This is a genomic window from Corallococcus exercitus (genome assembly GCF_042231735.1).
Classification (GTDB): domain Bacteria; phylum Myxococcota; class Myxococcia; order Myxococcales; family Myxococcaceae; genus Corallococcus; species Corallococcus exercitus_B.
Window position 1 is genome coordinate 1,963,643 of sequence record NZ_CP102577.1, and the last position, 15,035, is coordinate 1,978,677.

Sequence of the window (15,035 nt, forward strand, 5' to 3'; positions counted from 1 at the left end):
AGCGATGGTAGGCATACGCGGCAGGTAGGGCATCCGGTTCGTTGATCCGGAGGTAAGGTCGTGAGAGAAGGTCGGGGATGGCGGTGACGCAGCAGACCAAGACAGGCAAGGCGGCGGCCGGGGTGCTGCCCGACGAGGACACGACTCCGGAAGTCGGAACGGGTGAGGCGCCCGCGGGAGCGCGGGAGATCGCCTCCCTGACGCCGATGATGCGCCAGTACCTGGAGGTGAAGGCGCTCCATCCGGACACGGTGCTCTTCTTCCGGCTGGGTGACTTCTACGAGATGTTCTTCGAGGACGCGGTGAAGGCCTCGGAGCTCCTGCAGATCACCCTCACGGCCCGGGCCAAGGGCGCGGACAAGATCCCCATGTGCGGGGTGCCGTACCACTCCTCGCGCCGGTACATCGCGAAGCTGGTGGAGCACGGCCTCAAGGTGGCCATCTGCGAGCAGGTGACGGAGCCCGGCGCGGGGCCGGGCATCGTGCAGCGCGAAGTAACGCGGGTCATCACCCCCGGCATGGTGCTGGACGACGAGGTGCTGGAGCCGCAGGCCAGCAACTTCCTCGCGGCCGTGTGCTGGGGCGAGGCGGGCTTCGGCGCGGCGCTGCTGGAGGCGTCCACCGGCGAGTTCTACACCTTCGAGGCGCAAGGGCTGTCGGAGCTGGTGGAGGGCCTGTCGCGCGTGGAGCCGCGCGAGTTGCTGGTGCCCACGGGCATGCGCGACGCGCCGGAGGTGGCGCAGGTGTGCCAGCGGCTGTCGCGCGTGCCGGCCGTGGCGGAAGGGGAGGGCGCGGCCTTCGAGCCCACCCGGGCCTCCGCGTTCCTGCGCTCGCACTTCAACGTGCAGTCGCTGTCCGCGTTCGGGCTGGACGGCTCGCCGCTGGCCACCGGGGCGGCCGGGGCGGCGCTGCGCTACCTCAAGGACACGCAGAAGACGCCCGCGGCGCACGTGGACCGGCTGTCGCGCCAGGAGCGCGCCGGCTGCCTGGTGATGGACGAGTCCTCGCGGGGCAACCTGGAGGTGCTCAAGAGCCTGCGCGACGGCGGACGCAAGGGGTCGCTGCTGGGCGTGCTGGACCGCACGGCCACGGGCCTGGGCGCGCGGAAGCTGGCGCGCTGGCTGTCCGCGCCGCTGTGCTCGCTGCCGGAGATCGAAGCGCGGCTGGACGCGGTGGAGGAGCTGTCCGGCAAGAGCGTGTGGCGCGAGGAGCTGGTGGCCACCCTCAAGGAGGTGGGCGACCTGGAGCGGCTGTGCGGCCGGCTGTCGCTGGGCGCGGGCAACGCGCGCGACCTGCGCGCGCTGGGGCTGTCGCTGTCGCAGCTGCCCAGGCTGGGCGCGGCGCTTTCGCGGTGTGACTCGGCGCTCCTGAAGTCGCTCTCCGGGCCGCTGGGCGCGCTGCCGGAGCTGGCGGACCTGCTGCTGCGCGCGGTGCAGGACGAGCCGCCGGTGGTCATCCGCGAGGGCGGGTTCATCCGGCCGGGCTTCCACGCGGAGCTGGACGACCTGGTGGCGCTGTCCACGTCCGGCAAGGACTACCTGCTCAAGCTGGAGCAGCGGGAGAAGGACCGCACGGGCATCTCCTCGCTGAAGATCCGCTACAACAAGGTGTTTGGCTACTACCTGGAGGTGACGAAGGCGAACCTCCACGCGGTGCCCAAGGACTACATCCGCAAGCAGACCACGGTGGGCGCGGAGCGCTTCGTCACCGAGGAGCTGAAGGAGTACGAGGAGAAGGTCCTCACCGCGGAGGAGCGCCGCGTGGTGCTGGAGCTCCAGCTGTTCGAGGAGCTGCGCACGAAGGTCATCGCCGCGGCGCCGGGCATCCGCTCCGCGGCGGAGGCCGTGGCCACGGCGGACGCGCTGGTGTCCTTCGCGCGGTGCGCGGCGGAGTACGGCTACACGCGGCCCCAGGTGGACTCAGGGGAGGGGCTGACGATTACGGGCGGCCGGCACCCGGTGGTGGAGCGGATGCTGGGCGCGGGCGAGTCCTTCGTCCCCAACGACGTGCGGTTGGATCCGGAGGACGCGCAGCTCCTGGTCATCACCGGCCCGAACATGGCGGGCAAGAGCACGGTGATGCGGCAGGTGGCGCTGACGGCGCTGATGGCGCAGGCGGGCTCGTTCGTCCCGGCGAAGGCGGCGCGCATCGGCCTGTGCGACCGCATCTTCACGCGCGTGGGCGCGGCGGACAACCTGGCGCGCGGGCAGTCCACGTTCATGGTGGAGATGACGGAGACCAGCCACATCCTCCACCACGCCACGAACAAGAGCCTGGTCATCCTGGATGAGATTGGCCGAGGCACGTCCACGTTCGACGGCCTCTCCATCGCGTGGGCGGTGGCGGAGCACCTCCACGACAAGGTGGGCGCGCGGGCCCTCTTCGCCACGCACTACCACGAGCTGGTGGACCTGGCGCGCGAGCGGCCCCGGGTGAAGAACCTGTGCATCGCGGTGAAGGAGCAGGGCGGCAAGGTCATCTTCCTGCGCAAGCTGGTGCCCGGCGGGGCCAGCCGCTCCTACGGCATCGAGGTCGCGAAGCTCGCGGGGCTGCCGCCAGAGGTGGTGTCGCGCGCCCGCGAGCTGCTCCAGAACCTGGAGTCCGGTGAGCTGGACGACGCGGGCCGTCCCCGCGTGGCGGTGCGCGCCCCGAAGCGCGCGGCGACGAACGCGGGGCAGCTGGGGTTGTTTGGTGGCCCGCCGCCGGCTCCGGCCGCCGTGGCCGCGCCGCCCGTGCCTCCCGCGCACGCGGAAGTCCTGGAGATGCTCCGCTCCGCAAGCATCGACCGGATGACCCCGCTGGACGCGCTCAACCTGCTGGCGAAGCTGAAGCAGGAGCTGGGCTCGTCCTGAGGGACAGTGCGGCTGCACGCAATTACTTCCGTCCTGGTTCGATAATGGAATCAGGACGGAAGCGAGGGGGCTGTTTCCACAACGGTGCTTCCGTCCGCTTGCCCTGGGGGAGGGCTGCGTATGAGCACCATTTCGAGTGCAGGGTCGTCGTCTGGCGCGTCACAGGTGAACACGACGTGGGAGCCGGAGCCGTATGTTCCGCCGCCGCCTCCTCCGCCTCCGCCTCCCGCGCCGCCGGATGACTTCGAGCGGGCTCCACCGCGCAAGGGACCGGACCTGCTGGGGTACAGTGCGACGGCTTCCGCCACTTCCACGGCGACGGGTGTCTCGTCCACGCAGGCCGTGGGCGACAGCGCGGCCACGGTGAACGTGGCGGAGGCGTGGTCGCTGCTGACGCAGGGCTATTCGCAGGCGCAAAACCTCACGGGCGCGGCGAACGCGGCGCTGCAGAAGGCGGCGGGCAACCCCGCGCTCCAGGCGAAGCTCATTGATTTGTTGCAGGCCACGCCCGCGCGCACGCTGGAGGACGCGCTGACGAAGGACTTCGCCCACGGCGTGAAGGAGGCGGTGCCCAACCCGCCGCCCCGTCCCCCGGGCATCACCTCCGTGGGCACGCTGCGCGTGGCGGACAGCGCGCTGGAGACGGTGGCGCGGCAGGGGAGCGCCGCGACGATGAAGCCCGCGCTGGAGGCGGCGGCGAAGCGCGGCCACCTGCTGCCCGCGGACCGCGACGTGCTGGTGTCCTGCCTGGGCAGCCCGGCCGTGGACGCGAAGCTGGACTCGGCGGTGGCCGAGGTGCACGCCGCGGAGCTGGCGTACACGGCGGCCCTGGCGGAGCGGGACGCGCTGGAGCAGCGGCTGGCGGGGGACATCGCGTCATTCGGGCCGTTCCTCACCGACACGCAGCAGCGCGCGTACATCGAGGAGTTCCGCAAGCTGCACGGCGGCGACTACGCCCGCTTCGACGGGAAGGCGAAGACGCTGGAGGACGCGCTCACGCGCAACGCGCCCCAGCTGGAGCAGGCCCTGCGGGGGCCGGATGGCTCCGTCCACGCCCGGTCCATCCAGGCCGCGTACACCGCGCTGGCCCAGTCGAAGGGCGCCGCGGAGGCGCTCAAGTGGGCCGCGAAGATGGAGGCGCCCGGCTCCGCGTTCGCGCCCTTCATGGCGTCGCTGCCGCTGGACACCGTGCGGGAGAAGGCCGTCTCCGGCGCGCTGGTGAGCTTCTACGAGAAGTTCCCCAACGCCACGCCCACGCAGGCGGTGGACCACCTCCAGACCGTGTTGACCCTGGGCTACCTGGGGCAGCAGGCCGGGAGCTCGCTCACGGACATCAAGGCGAACTCCGGCAAGCTGACGCAGTCGATGCGGACGGGGCTCGAGGGCCTGCGGGACGTGGCGGCGGGAAGGTCCCAGGCGGGCCTGTCGAAGTTGCAGGCGCTGGAGGCCACCGGCTCCAGGTGGGGCGCCCCCCTCGCGGCGGCGGGCCTGGTGATTGGCATCTTCCAGACGAACCAATCCGCGAAGGCGCAGGACACGCTGGGGAAGCTGTGGGCGGGGACGTTCTCCGCGCAGCAGCTGACCAGCCTCACGAGCACCGCGCTGTCCGCGGCGAACAAGTCCGGCGGCGCGCTGGTGGCCGCGAAGTTCGCGGGCGGCCTGGGCGCCCTCGGGGCCGCGCTGGACCTGGTGGTGCAGGGCAAGGAGATCGCGGACGGGAAGGGCAACGTGGGCACCGGCCTGTCCATCGCCGGGGACACGATGGGGCTCGTGGGCGGGGCGCTCATCGCGCTGGGCTCCACGGGCGTGGGGGCCCCGCTGGCGGCGGCGGGCGCGGCGGTCTACGTCCTTGGTGAGCTGGTCAGCATGGGCATCGTGATGCGGCAGGAATACGAGGCCGCGTCGCAGCTGCGCGCGGAACAGCGCACGCTGCTGAGCCGCTCGGGCGCGGACTCGGAGCAGGTCCTCAACCTGGAGAAGTACTCGTCGCCGGAGCAGGTGGAGTCGCTCGTGAAGTCCACCGGGTGGACGCGCGACCAGGTGCTCGGCCTGGGCAAGACGTTCCCGGAGTTCTTCCCCACCGCCGCGACGACGCTGCCCCAGCTGGACAAGGTGGCCAATGATTTCGGGCTCACCCCGGATCAACGCTACCGGATGCTCCACTCGCTGTCCGACACCGCGCTGACGGGGGGCAAGCCCAGCCTCCGGGACTTGAGCACCTTCGCGTCCATGGTGAAGGACTTCGCCAGCATGGCCCCGACCCTGGGCATGCCGCCGGGGCTGTCGAAGCAGGAGCAGTGGATCCGCTACCTGCGCGAGATGGGCAACCGCCTGGGCAACTTCGAGGGCATCGGGCCCCGCAACGCGGCCAGCTTCCTGGAGCGGGTGAAGCGCTGACGCGGGCGCGGCACTCCACGCCGGTGTGCCGGCGAGCGGAGGGGAGGGCGCCCGAAGGCATGAGAGCGCCCTGGCGCGGCTCGGACAGGGGTGGCCCTATCCTACGGAATGAGCCCCACGCAAAGACCGACGCCGCCGTCCCTCCGGTCGGTGCTCGTTGCCACCGACTTCTCACCCGCCGGAGCGCGCGCCGTGGAGCGGACGGCCCGCCTGCCGCTCGACCCGGGGGCGGCCGTCATCCTGGTGCACGCGCTGCCGGGACGGGCGCCCCGGGAGTTCGTGGAGCAGGCCCGGGAGCGGGCCGCCAGGACGCTGGCCGTCGCCGCGCAGGAGCTCCACGCCTCGCTTCACGCCGAGGGCTCCAGCGCCTCCGTCGAGGCGCGGCTCGTGTTCGGGAAGCCGGCCCCCACCCTCGTGCGCCTGGCCCAGTCGGCTGGCGCGGACCTGGTCGTCCTGGGCCGGCATGGCCGCCGGCCCGTCCGGGACCTGTTCCTGGGTTCCACCGCCGAGCACGTCATCCGGTACGGCCAGCCCCCGGTGCTCGTGGTCCACGGGCTCGTGGAGGACCGCTACCGCCGCCCCCTGGTGGCCGTGGACGCCGAGGAGACGTCGCGGCACGCCGCGGGTTTCCTGCCCGCCCTGCTGGAGCCGCGCGCCTCGCTGCGACTCATCCACGCGTACGAGTCGCCATTGGAGTACATGGTCTTCCCCGGACTGACGCGCGAGGAGCGCGCGCGGTACCGGGCACGGTTCAAGGACGCCGCGCTGCGCGAGCTCCGTCCGCTTCACCGGCACCTGGACACCCTGGGCCTGCGCTACCACCAGGCGCTCGAGCACGGCAGCCCGTACTCCATCATCCTCAAGGAAGCGCGCCGGCACAGGGCGGACCTGCTCGCGCTCGGCACCCAGGCGCGCTCCGGCGTGTCGCGCATCCTGCTCGGGAGCGTGGCGACGGATGTGATTCGAGAGGCCGGCTGCGACGTCCTCGTGGTCCGGCCCCCCGCCATGGATCGCGACGGGGCGCCATGAGCCAGACAGGCCGCTGCCCGTTGGCGGTGGCCGTCAGCGGGTCAGGGCCGTGGCGACGTGGAGGAGTGCTTCGAGCTTCTCCGCGTCCAGCTTGCGCGCGAGGTAGAGCAGGCGGCGCAGCGCGGGGGCCTCGTCCTCACGCGCGCGGGGGCGCTGGCCCTTGCGGCCTCGCACCAGGGCGGTGAGGCCCAGCATGTCCTCCGGGGACACCCTCAGCTCCGTGCAGAGCCGGTAGAGCGTCGGGACGCTGGGCAGCATCTTCCCGCGCTCCAGGCGGCTGTAGACGGTGGAGAGGAGGCCGACGCGAGGGCCCACCTCGGCCTGGGTCAGGCCCTGCTCCTCGCGGGCGACACGGGCCGCTCTGCCGATGGTGATGGCCAGTTCTTCGTTCATGCACCCTATGTACTTGGGAGAGCCAGAACAGTGAATCCATTGGGGCAAGCCCCAGAGGGGGGATTGCGCACGTCCCGCGCGGTGGATTCGCGGGGATGGTTTCCCGGGCTTCTCGTGCTTCTGGTAGCGTGCGCGCCCCCGCTGGGAGGACGTCGCATGCGAGTGGCCCGAAGTCCCCGAGCGAGGACACCATGAAGCCGCCGCCCGCCATCCTGCTGCCCGGGGCCGAGGTGCTGGGCTACACGGTGGAGCGCCAGCTGGGGCAGGGGGGCTTCGGCACGGTGTACCTCGCGCGCAACGCGGGGCAGGCCTTCGCCTTGAAGTTGCTGCACCTGCCGCGCGTGGGCGAGCGGGTGGAGCGCGAAGTCTCCATCCTCTTGAAGCTGCGCCACCCCAACGTCGTGGGCCTCCAGGGCTACGGCCTGTGGCCGACAGGGGCGCCGCGGTTCGCCGTCATCGTCATGGAGTACGTGGACGGGCGCCGGCTGGACACGTGGGCGGACGAGGAGAACCCCACGGCGCGGCAGGTGGCTCGCGGGGTGCTGGACGTGGCGCGGGCGCTGGCGGCTTCGCACGCGGCGGGGGTGCTGCACCGGGACGTGAAGGAGGCCAACGTCATGGTGCGGGCCTCGGACGGCCTGGCCAAGCTGGTGGACTTCGGGATCGGCGACTACGAGGGCGCGCGGGACCTGACGGAGGACATCCTTCCGCCCGGGACGCCGGAGTACCGCGCTCCGGAGGCCTGGAGGTTCTTCCGGCAGCATGCGCGCACACCCGGAGCCCGGTACAGCGCTGGCCCTTCGGACGATTTGTGGGCGCTGGGCCTGGTCCTCTACGGACTGCTGACGGCGCGGAAGCCCTTCGATGGGACCGACGACGCCAGCTTCATCGAGGACGTGATGACCCGCGCTCCAACCCCGCCCCACGAGGAGAATGCACGGGTGCCCCGAGCGCTGAGCGACGTGTGCATGCGCCTCCTGGAGAAGACGCCGGAGACGCGCACGGCGAGCGCCCTGGCCGCCGCGACGGAGCTGGAGCGGGTGCTTGCGGGCGCGGACACGGCGTGGGACGTACCGCTCTGCGATGCCTTCGGCGAGGACACCGCGACGACGGAAGGGGGCAGGGACAGCCTGGACCGGTGGCTGCGTGCGCCGCTGCACCGGCCTCGCCGGGGCAAGCGGGCACCGCCGCCCGCTGCCGAAGCGGAGACGACGGAGCCCGGGCCCCCCGTGAAGCCGGCGCCGAAGCCGCGGAGACGCTCGCGGGCCTGGGCGATGGTGGCGCTGGCCCTGGTGCTGATCGCGGCGGGGGCCACGCTGAGGCTTTGGACGTCGCGAGTCGCACCAGTGGACCCCGTCCGTCAGGAAGTAGCGCCCTCCGGGGAGTCCCCTCAAGCTGACCGCGCCGCAGCTCCCACCGGGCCGGAGGCCACCGCCGCGGCCGTCGCGCTCCCCGCGACGCTCCAGGAGGACTCAGCCACCGTGACGACGCCGCCGAACGAGTCGCAGCCCCTTCAGCTCCCCTCGAAGCCCGCGAAGAAGGGCGTGGGCGTCATGGCGCGTGCGGTGAGCACGGCGGCGGCCTGCACCGCGCTCGCGTGCCCGGGTCCGCAGGTGCGTCCGGCTCCGCCGCCAGAGCCGTGTCCCGTTGGGGCAGTGAAGGCCATGGCGAAGCGGGGCGTGGCCATTAGGGACAAGCAGCCGGCGCGCTTCTCGATGGGAGACTCTCGGATCATTTCCATCGGAGAGGGCCCTGTGGAAATCCACCTCATGGGTGGCTGGAAGGGCCTGCCGGGCGGCTCCGTCTTGTCGGGGCGGAGCATCGTACGTGACCGCGTCTATGTTCGCCTCACCTGGGCGACGACGCCAGAGGGCGACAGCTTCCCTGTATGTTTTGATGCCCATGCCGAAGAGGGACCGCGAGGGATGGCGCGTGAAGCAGGCGATGACTCTCCCTCTCACGCGCGAATCTGGACGATTGCGTATGTGAAGGCAGTCACTGAGTTCGAGTAGCGACTTCCACGGAAAGACTGACGAGTGTCTTCTTCATCGCTTTTCGTTCTGCTGGGGCTGCTTCTCGTTGGGAGTTCGGCTGCTGCACAGCTGGAGGTTTCGTCCTCCGTGCCAGGGGCACGGCGCATCGAACTGAGTCCGGAGGAAGCTGGGCGCGTCAATGAAGTGGTGGTCAGCCCGGGCCTTTCCACGATGCTTCTCTTCGACTCAGAACTGCAGCGCGAGAGCATCGAGTTGGAGAGCCGCCAACGCTTTTCCCTGGTGGATGTGGGGCAGGCCACCCTCAGGCTTGTGCCTTCAGTGAGCGCCACCCCAGGCGAGCGATTCAAGCTGGTGGTGCGCTTCCGGGACGGCGCGGCGCCATCGAGCGCGGTGTTCCTGCTGAAGGTTCATCCAGCGAAAGCGGAGGCCACCATCGAAGTCTACCGGGCACAGCGGACGATAGAGACGTATCAGCAAGAAGTCCGGGATGCGCGCGCGGAGACCTTCCGTTGCCAAGAAGAACTGGCGCGCCTGAAATCCGAGCACAAGGCACCCGGTGGCTTGACGGGCATTCTCTTCAATGGCGGATTGGACCCGCTCGGTGTGGCGGGGCAGGTTCTGACCAAGGCTGTCACGATAACGTCGGCCAATGGGCTGAGGTCCCCCATCGTCAACAGCTATCGCTCCAGCACGCTGGTGGCAGTGGATGCCTGGATTGATGTGAAGACTGGAACGCTGCCCTGGACGGCGGAGGGGGCGACACTTAAAGGCAGGTCTGGCGAGGCGTTGAAGATCCTTCGAGTGTGGCAAGTCACGCCAATATTGCCAGGAAGCCCCGGCGGGCGCGTGATTGTCGAGGCCGAGGCGCCGGCGGCTGCTGTCCACGGGCCCTTCTCGCTCAAGCTCTGGGAAGCCGACGGACCACGGAGCATCACGCTTGGCAACGTGACGTTCCCCTGAGCGCTCTCGTCAGCAGGCGTGCGTCCGCGGCCCTCAGTCGTCGCAGGTGTTGGAGTTGTCCACGAGGGTCCGCTCGCGGACCTGGGGCGACAGCGTGTCGCCGTCGCTGGCGTACTTCACCCGCGTCTCGTAGACGTTCGGCCCCCCCGTGCAGCCGCCCCCGTAGGTGAGGTACGTCACCGTCGGCCCCGCTCCGTCCAGGGTGGGGATGAACGTCAGCTTCCCCGTGAAGTCATCCACGACGGGGGTGCCGCTGCGCTCGTCCAGGCCGAGCAGCCGCCCGTCGGAGGCTCGCAGCATCACGCGCAAGGCCTGGCGGGGCGTCTCGTTCGGCTCCTTCGTCTCTGGAGTCTGCAGGAGCACGGCCGTCAGGGTGCCGTCCTTCTTCTTCCACGACTTCGACTGGACGACACGCCACTCGGGGCCGAGCTGGGGGCACGCCAGGGGCTGCGCCCACGTCACGTCGCGCGCGTACACGGCGGGCTCGAAGGCCTTGAGCGTCTCCAGCACCTTCGGCCCCGCGGCCGGCTCACAGGCTCCGAGCACCACCACCACGAAACCCGGCTTGAGCCCCGGCACGGTGTCGCTCTGGACGATGCGCGGGTAGCCCTCGGCCACCTTCAGCGTCCCGCCCCATTCGTTCTTCTTCGCGCGCTCCTGCCACCGGCCCAGGGACGCCTCGGCTTCGGCGGTGTCCTTGCCGCCACCCCAGATGAGGAGCTGGGCCGGCCGGGGCTCCGCCCCCGCCACGCCCGCCCACGCCAGAACGACCGCCACCAACACGAATCCGCTCGCCTTCATGAATCCCCCCTGTGGGTCCGACCCAACGGTGCGGAATCCTACGCTGAGCGGCTGACGCGCGCCGCTCATGACGCCCCCCCGGCGCGAGCTATTCCGGATCGAGCGCCCACGTCCCTTCTTCCCAGCGCTTCAATGCCTGCTGCGCTCCGAACGGGACCAGCCCCTGTCCCTTGGCGGCTTCTTCCAGGACTGCTTTGGCTTCAGCCGTCCGATAGCGGAGCAGATGTGCGGCAGCCATCACACGCACGTCCATTCGCTCATGCTTGAGCAGCACGGTGAGAGCATCACGTCCCGCATCGCCGTGCGCCAGGAGCTTGTCGACGGCGGCGCCGTACTTCCTGGCATGCTTGTTACCGGTCTTGGCGTCTCCCCGGAAGATGGCCTCGTTCTGCGCGGCTACATGCAGCGCGAACTGCTCGACAAGCTCCTGCAACTTTATCACCAGAGCCCCTTTCCGACGTTCTCAATGGCCAGAAGCCCGAAGTCACGCTGGGCCTCGTAGGACTGCGTGCTCAACCATTGCCGCACGGTCAATGGCGAGCCTGTAATATCGCGTCGAATCGACGAAAAGAACGCGCTGACGTCGGTGTGTAGGGCCTTGTCCAGTGGGATGATGTTCTCGGTGTTGTGCAGGGCAGGGGGACCGAAGCGCTTCACATTGCCCGTGGTTTGCTCGACGACGTGGTGCCACTCCTTGTTGGTGCCCGCCGGGCCCATGGCCTTCTTGAAGCCACTGAATGAGCCCCAGGCCCTGTAGCCCGAGGGCCGCGCCTTGGCGGCGGTGCCGCCACCCGTGCCCCTGGCCGCCATGGCGACCGCGCCGGGCGCGAGCGCGATGGTGACGGTCTCGGCGCTCACGGCAACCGTTTTCACATCGGCGACCGCCGCGAGCCTGATGCCCACTTGCGCTTCGGCCTGCGACGCAGCCTGCATGGCGCCGGGGAGCGTTGGCATCTTCGCGCCCAGTCCCGCTGCCGTGTTTCCAATAACGGCAGTAGCCAACATGGCGAACGCGCGTGCCGCGTTACGCCCCATGACCTTGCCGTAGCGCTCTCCCGCCTCGCGGAGCTCATCAAATGTGGTGGCCTGCTCTGCCTCCTCTACCAGCTGCTTGAAGCCCACGATGAGATTCCAGAATGTATCGACCCCCACGTAGGCAATAAGCGAGGCGGTGATCACGGCGGCCAAGCCCTTCGAGAAGGGCTCGGGCACCGCGAGCAAGATCATGTACGTGGTCCACGTCCAAAGAACCGCCGTCATCATGGCCTGGGGATCGGCCATATCCTTGAAGGCGCCCATCATCTCGTCCAACACGGCGCCTTGGGCCATGGCCATGGCGAAGGCGTAGCGTCCATCTCCGGTGACGGTGGGATGCTCCACCAAGAGGCGCAGGCAATCGCCGGGTTTGTGGGTGCGCTCGCACCAGCGCAGGTAGGCGCGTGTCAACTCCACTTCTGGCGCGGGTTGTTCACCCTCCAGGTGTTCGCCGGGCCCCAGCGGGATGACACGGTGGCCGCGTGGCTCGTAGAGGTACGATCCGCTGCGCGACTCCACCTCGAACAACCGCCGGGCCGTTTCCTGCGGGCGGGTGGATGGCCTCGCGCTCCGGGCCAGCGCTTCTACGGCTTCAACGAAGTTGTCTTCGTCGAGTTCCACCGGCGCAACATCGCCGCTGCGCGGGGTGAGGATGATGGGCCCGCCGTGGCCCGTGTGCAGACGCACGGACTTCGTGGTGCCGCTGCATCCGGCCAGCATCACCACCATGAAGAGAATCAACCAGCGAGGCAGCATCCAGAACCCTCCTGACCCAAGCCCCCCTTTTCGTCGGGAGATCAGTGTCGATGCAAGATCGAGCAATACCAGATAGAGCTGTCGGGCAGTCATCCCGCTCGGCAAGGCACTTCACGGTTGGGTGAGCGCGTTCTGCTTGTCCAAACGCCAATTCACCTGCGCTGTCCGGAGGCACGAATGGAGCGCAAGCGGCGGGCGTGAAGTAGGCTTCGCGCCCGCCATGCAGCTCGCCATTCCCCATGCCCCCCGCCGTGTCCGACTCGCCCAGGTGCCCGGGGCGGTGGCGCGGTTGGTGCGCGGGGTCGTGCTGGGCCTGGCGGTCATCGCCGTGCTGGGCTTTGGCGCCGGCTACGCGGGGCGCTACTTCGTGGAGGAGCAGCGCTTCACGTCCCGCGCGGAGTTGGTGGACGCGCTGGTGGGCGCAAGCCACGCGCCGCCCCCGGACCGGCGCGAGGACGCGGAGGGCACGCTGGACGTCCTCTACACGTTCGCGGGCGAGGAGCACTCCGTGTCGGGGGTGCGCACGGACGCGGACCACGCGGCCTCCCTGGGCCACGGCGCCCGGGTGCAGCTGCTGGTGGACCCGTCCGAGCCAGGGCGTCCGCGCGAGGCGACTCACGCGAGGGCCCGGGCGGCCCGGGTGGGCCTCTTGCCCTGGGGCCTGGGGCTGGGCGCGCTGGTGGCGCTGGCCGGCTTCGCCTGGGAGGTGCGGCGGCTGTGGCGCCGGGAGGTGGTGCCCCTGCGCCTGGGCGCGCTGGTGTGGCTCACCCCGGACGACGGCTACCTCCCGGAAGGGAAGGGCGAGGCGGAGTTCCGCGCGCACTTCTTCCGCCAGGACGTGAAACACGCCGTGCGGGCGCGCTGCCGCCCCCAGCGGGCCCCGGTGCGCAACGGCGGCAAGGTGCTGGCGGCCGTGGTGCCCTCCGAGCCGGGCTGGTGCCGGGTCATCGACGAGGAGCTGGCGCGGACGCTGGGCTGGGTGCGCTGACGGACGGTCAGGTGGGGTTGAAAAGTTGCTGGCCCCCGGAGGCCGTGTGACACACGCCTGTAGCTGCAACGTCCGGAGGCTTCCATGCGCGTACGCTTCTCCCACTTCGTGCTGCCCGTGCTGCTCCTCACGGCCCCGAGCGCCGTCGGAGCCAGCAAGCGCAACGAAGCCGAGGAGGCGTACCAGCAGGCCCGCCGCTCCTACTACGCGCTGAAGGACGACGCGTCCCGCCGCAAGCTGCGCCACCACTGGCTCAACGTGGTGCACCGCTTCGAGGCCGTGGCCACGCGCTTCCCCAAGAGCGACCGCGCCCCCGACGCCCTCTTCACCGCGGGCGACCTGCTCCAGGAGCTGAGCCGCATCTCCTTCGTGGAGGAGGACCTGCAGGCGGCCATCGCGGACTACTCGAAGCTGGTGGAGGCGCACCCGAAGCACCGGCTCGCGGACGACGCGGCGCTGGCGCTGGCGCGCATCCACGTCAACCGCCTGGACAAGCCGGAGGCGGCCCGGAAGATCCTCAACGAGTCGCTGGCCACCAACCCCAAGGGCGACCAGGGCAAGGAGATCAAGGCGCTGCTGGCCTCGCTGCCCCCGTCCAACCGGACGCCGCCCGCGAAGCCCACCGTGAAGCCGCTGCCCCCGGTGGTGAAGTCCACGCCGGACACCGCCGTCGCCGCGAACGCCGGCTCGCCGCTGGTGGATGCGATCAGCAAGATCGCGCGCGAGCCGTCCCCTGCGCTGCCCCGCCTGGATCCGAGCGCCCCTGCCTCCGGCACGGACAGCGCGAAGGACGCGGCGGCGAACATCGTGGACGCGCCCACCGTGGCCGACCGGGCCACGGACGTGAAGGCTCCGGAGGCGGTGGCGTCCTCGCACGGGACGTCGCAGCCCGCGAAGCCGGAGGCCCGCGTGGAGGCCCCGGCCGTGGCGTCGAAGGCGCCCGCGCAGCAGGTGGAGACGGCCCCGTCCTCGAAGCCGGCGCAGCCCGAGGCCGTGGCGTCGAAGCCGCCTCGCTCCGTGCCGGAGGCCCCGCGCCCGGTGACGGCGCCGGTGGACGCGCAGGTGGCGCAGGCGCGGCTCAAGGCGGTGGCGAAGCAGTCGCGCCACGCGGAGCTGACGCTGGCGGAGCAACTGGGGCTGAAGGTGCGGCGCGTGGTCATCGACGCGGGCCACGGCGGCCACGACTCCGGCGCCATCGGCAAGGCGGGGACGAAGGAGAAGGACGTGGCGCTGGCCATCTCCAAGAAGGTCGCGGACGGCCTGCGGGAGAAGGGCCTGGAGGTGGTGCTCACCCGCGACGACGACACGTTCATCCGCCTGGAGGACCGCGCGAAGCTGGCCAACGAGGCGCACGGCGACCTGTTCATCTCGGTGCACTGCAACTCGGCGGCGACGCACAAGCTGCGCGGCATCGAGACGTACACGCTCAACACCTCCGCGGACCGCTACTCCATCCGCCTGGCCGCGCGCGAGAACGCGTCCTCCGAGAAGGGCATCAGCGACCTCCAGTTCATCCTGGCGGACCTGGCCACCAAGGCGAACACGGAGGAGTCGAGCCGGCTGGCGAACGCCGTGCAGCACAACCTGGTGACGGGCCTGTCCGCCAAGTACGACGGCATCAAGGACCTGGGCCACAAGGAGGCGCTGTTCTACGTGCTCCTGGGCGCGAAGATGCCCGCCATCCTGGTGGAGACGTCCTTCCTGTCGCACGCGGAGGACGAGAAGCGCCTGGCGTCCGAGCGCTACCAGGACGAGGTGGCGAAGAACATCGTGCTGGGAGTGGAAGAGTTCCTCGGTGATCGCCGCCGCATGGCCAAGGTAGACTGACGC

11 protein-coding genes are annotated in these 15,035 nt (G+C 70.4%); 7 read left to right on the top strand and 4 right to left on the bottom strand.

From position 1 onward, the window contains the following. Positions 1 to 77: 77 nt before the first annotated feature. From mutS to NR792_RS07440, 3 genes are all read left to right on the top strand, one after another. Positions 78 to 2,852, top strand: coding sequence for a DNA mismatch repair protein MutS (mutS, locus tag NR792_RS07430; protein ID WP_375759369.1), 2,775 nt, complete (start codon positions 78 to 80; stop codon positions 2,850 to 2,852). Between the two features lie 120 nt (positions 2,853 to 2,972). Continuing rightward, the gene (locus NR792_RS07435; protein WP_375759370.1) at positions 2,973 to 5,249 is read left to right on the top strand and encodes a hypothetical protein; all 2,277 of its coding nucleotides are present in this window, start codon (positions 2,973 to 2,975) and stop codon (positions 5,247 to 5,249) included. 108 nt (positions 5,250 to 5,357) lie between these two features. Next, entirely contained in the window at positions 5,358 to 6,278 is a 921-nt protein-coding gene (locus tag NR792_RS07440) for a universal stress protein (protein ID WP_375759371.1), read from the top strand. 33 nt (positions 6,279 to 6,311) lie between these two features. On the opposite strand, the gene NR792_RS07445 is transcribed toward NR792_RS07440, so the two are convergent. Continuing rightward, complete coding sequence (locus tag NR792_RS07445) at positions 6,312 to 6,671, bottom strand: helix-turn-helix transcriptional regulator (RefSeq protein ID WP_375759372.1); 360 nt, start codon at positions 6,669 to 6,671, stop codon at positions 6,312 to 6,314. A 191-nt stretch (positions 6,672 to 6,862) separates the two neighbouring features. Here NR792_RS07445 and NR792_RS07450 point away from each other — a divergent pair, with 191 nt between their 5' ends. Both NR792_RS07450 and NR792_RS07455 read left to right on the top strand, forming a co-directional pair. Continuing rightward, positions 6,863 to 8,683, top strand: a complete 1,821-nt coding sequence (locus NR792_RS07450; RefSeq protein WP_375759373.1) for a protein kinase — start codon at positions 6,863 to 6,865, stop codon at positions 8,681 to 8,683. A gap of 24 nt (positions 8,684 to 8,707) precedes the next feature. Continuing rightward, entirely contained in the window at positions 8,708 to 9,625 is a 918-nt protein-coding gene (locus NR792_RS07455; protein WP_375759374.1) for a DUF2381 family protein, read from the top strand. A gap of 33 nt (positions 9,626 to 9,658) precedes the next feature. Here the strand turns inward: NR792_RS07455 and NR792_RS07460 are convergent, their stop codons facing one another. From NR792_RS07460 to NR792_RS07470, 3 genes are all read right to left on the bottom strand, one after another. Further along, positions 9,659 to 10,426, bottom strand: coding sequence for a hypothetical protein (locus NR792_RS07460; protein WP_375759375.1), 768 nt, complete (start codon positions 10,424 to 10,426; stop codon positions 9,659 to 9,661). An 88-nt stretch (positions 10,427 to 10,514) separates the two neighbouring features. Further along, positions 10,515 to 10,865, bottom strand: coding sequence for a DUF2019 domain-containing protein (locus tag NR792_RS07465; protein WP_375761582.1), 351 nt, complete (start codon positions 10,863 to 10,865; stop codon positions 10,515 to 10,517). Continuing rightward, positions 10,865 to 12,217: a hypothetical protein gene (locus tag NR792_RS07470; protein ID WP_375759376.1), complete on the bottom strand. Its 1,353-nt coding sequence runs from the start codon at positions 12,215 to 12,217 to the stop codon at positions 10,865 to 10,867. Before NR792_RS07470 ends, NR792_RS07465 begins: the two co-directional genes overlap by 1 nt. Positions 12,218 to 12,437: 220 nt before the next feature. Between NR792_RS07470 and NR792_RS07475 the strand changes: the two genes are divergently transcribed. Together NR792_RS07475 and NR792_RS07480 are read left to right on the top strand one after the other, a co-directional pair. Further along, complete coding sequence (locus tag NR792_RS07475; RefSeq protein ID WP_375759377.1) at positions 12,438 to 13,205, top strand: DUF3592 domain-containing protein; 768 nt, start codon at positions 12,438 to 12,440, stop codon at positions 13,203 to 13,205. A gap of 84 nt (positions 13,206 to 13,289) precedes the next feature. Then, positions 13,290 to 15,032 carry an N-acetylmuramoyl-L-alanine amidase gene (locus tag NR792_RS07480; RefSeq protein WP_375759378.1) on the top strand — a complete coding sequence of 581 codons (1,743 nt, stop codon included), beginning with the start codon at positions 13,290 to 13,292 and terminating at the stop codon, positions 15,030 to 15,032. Positions 15,033 to 15,035: the final 3 nt, after the last annotated feature.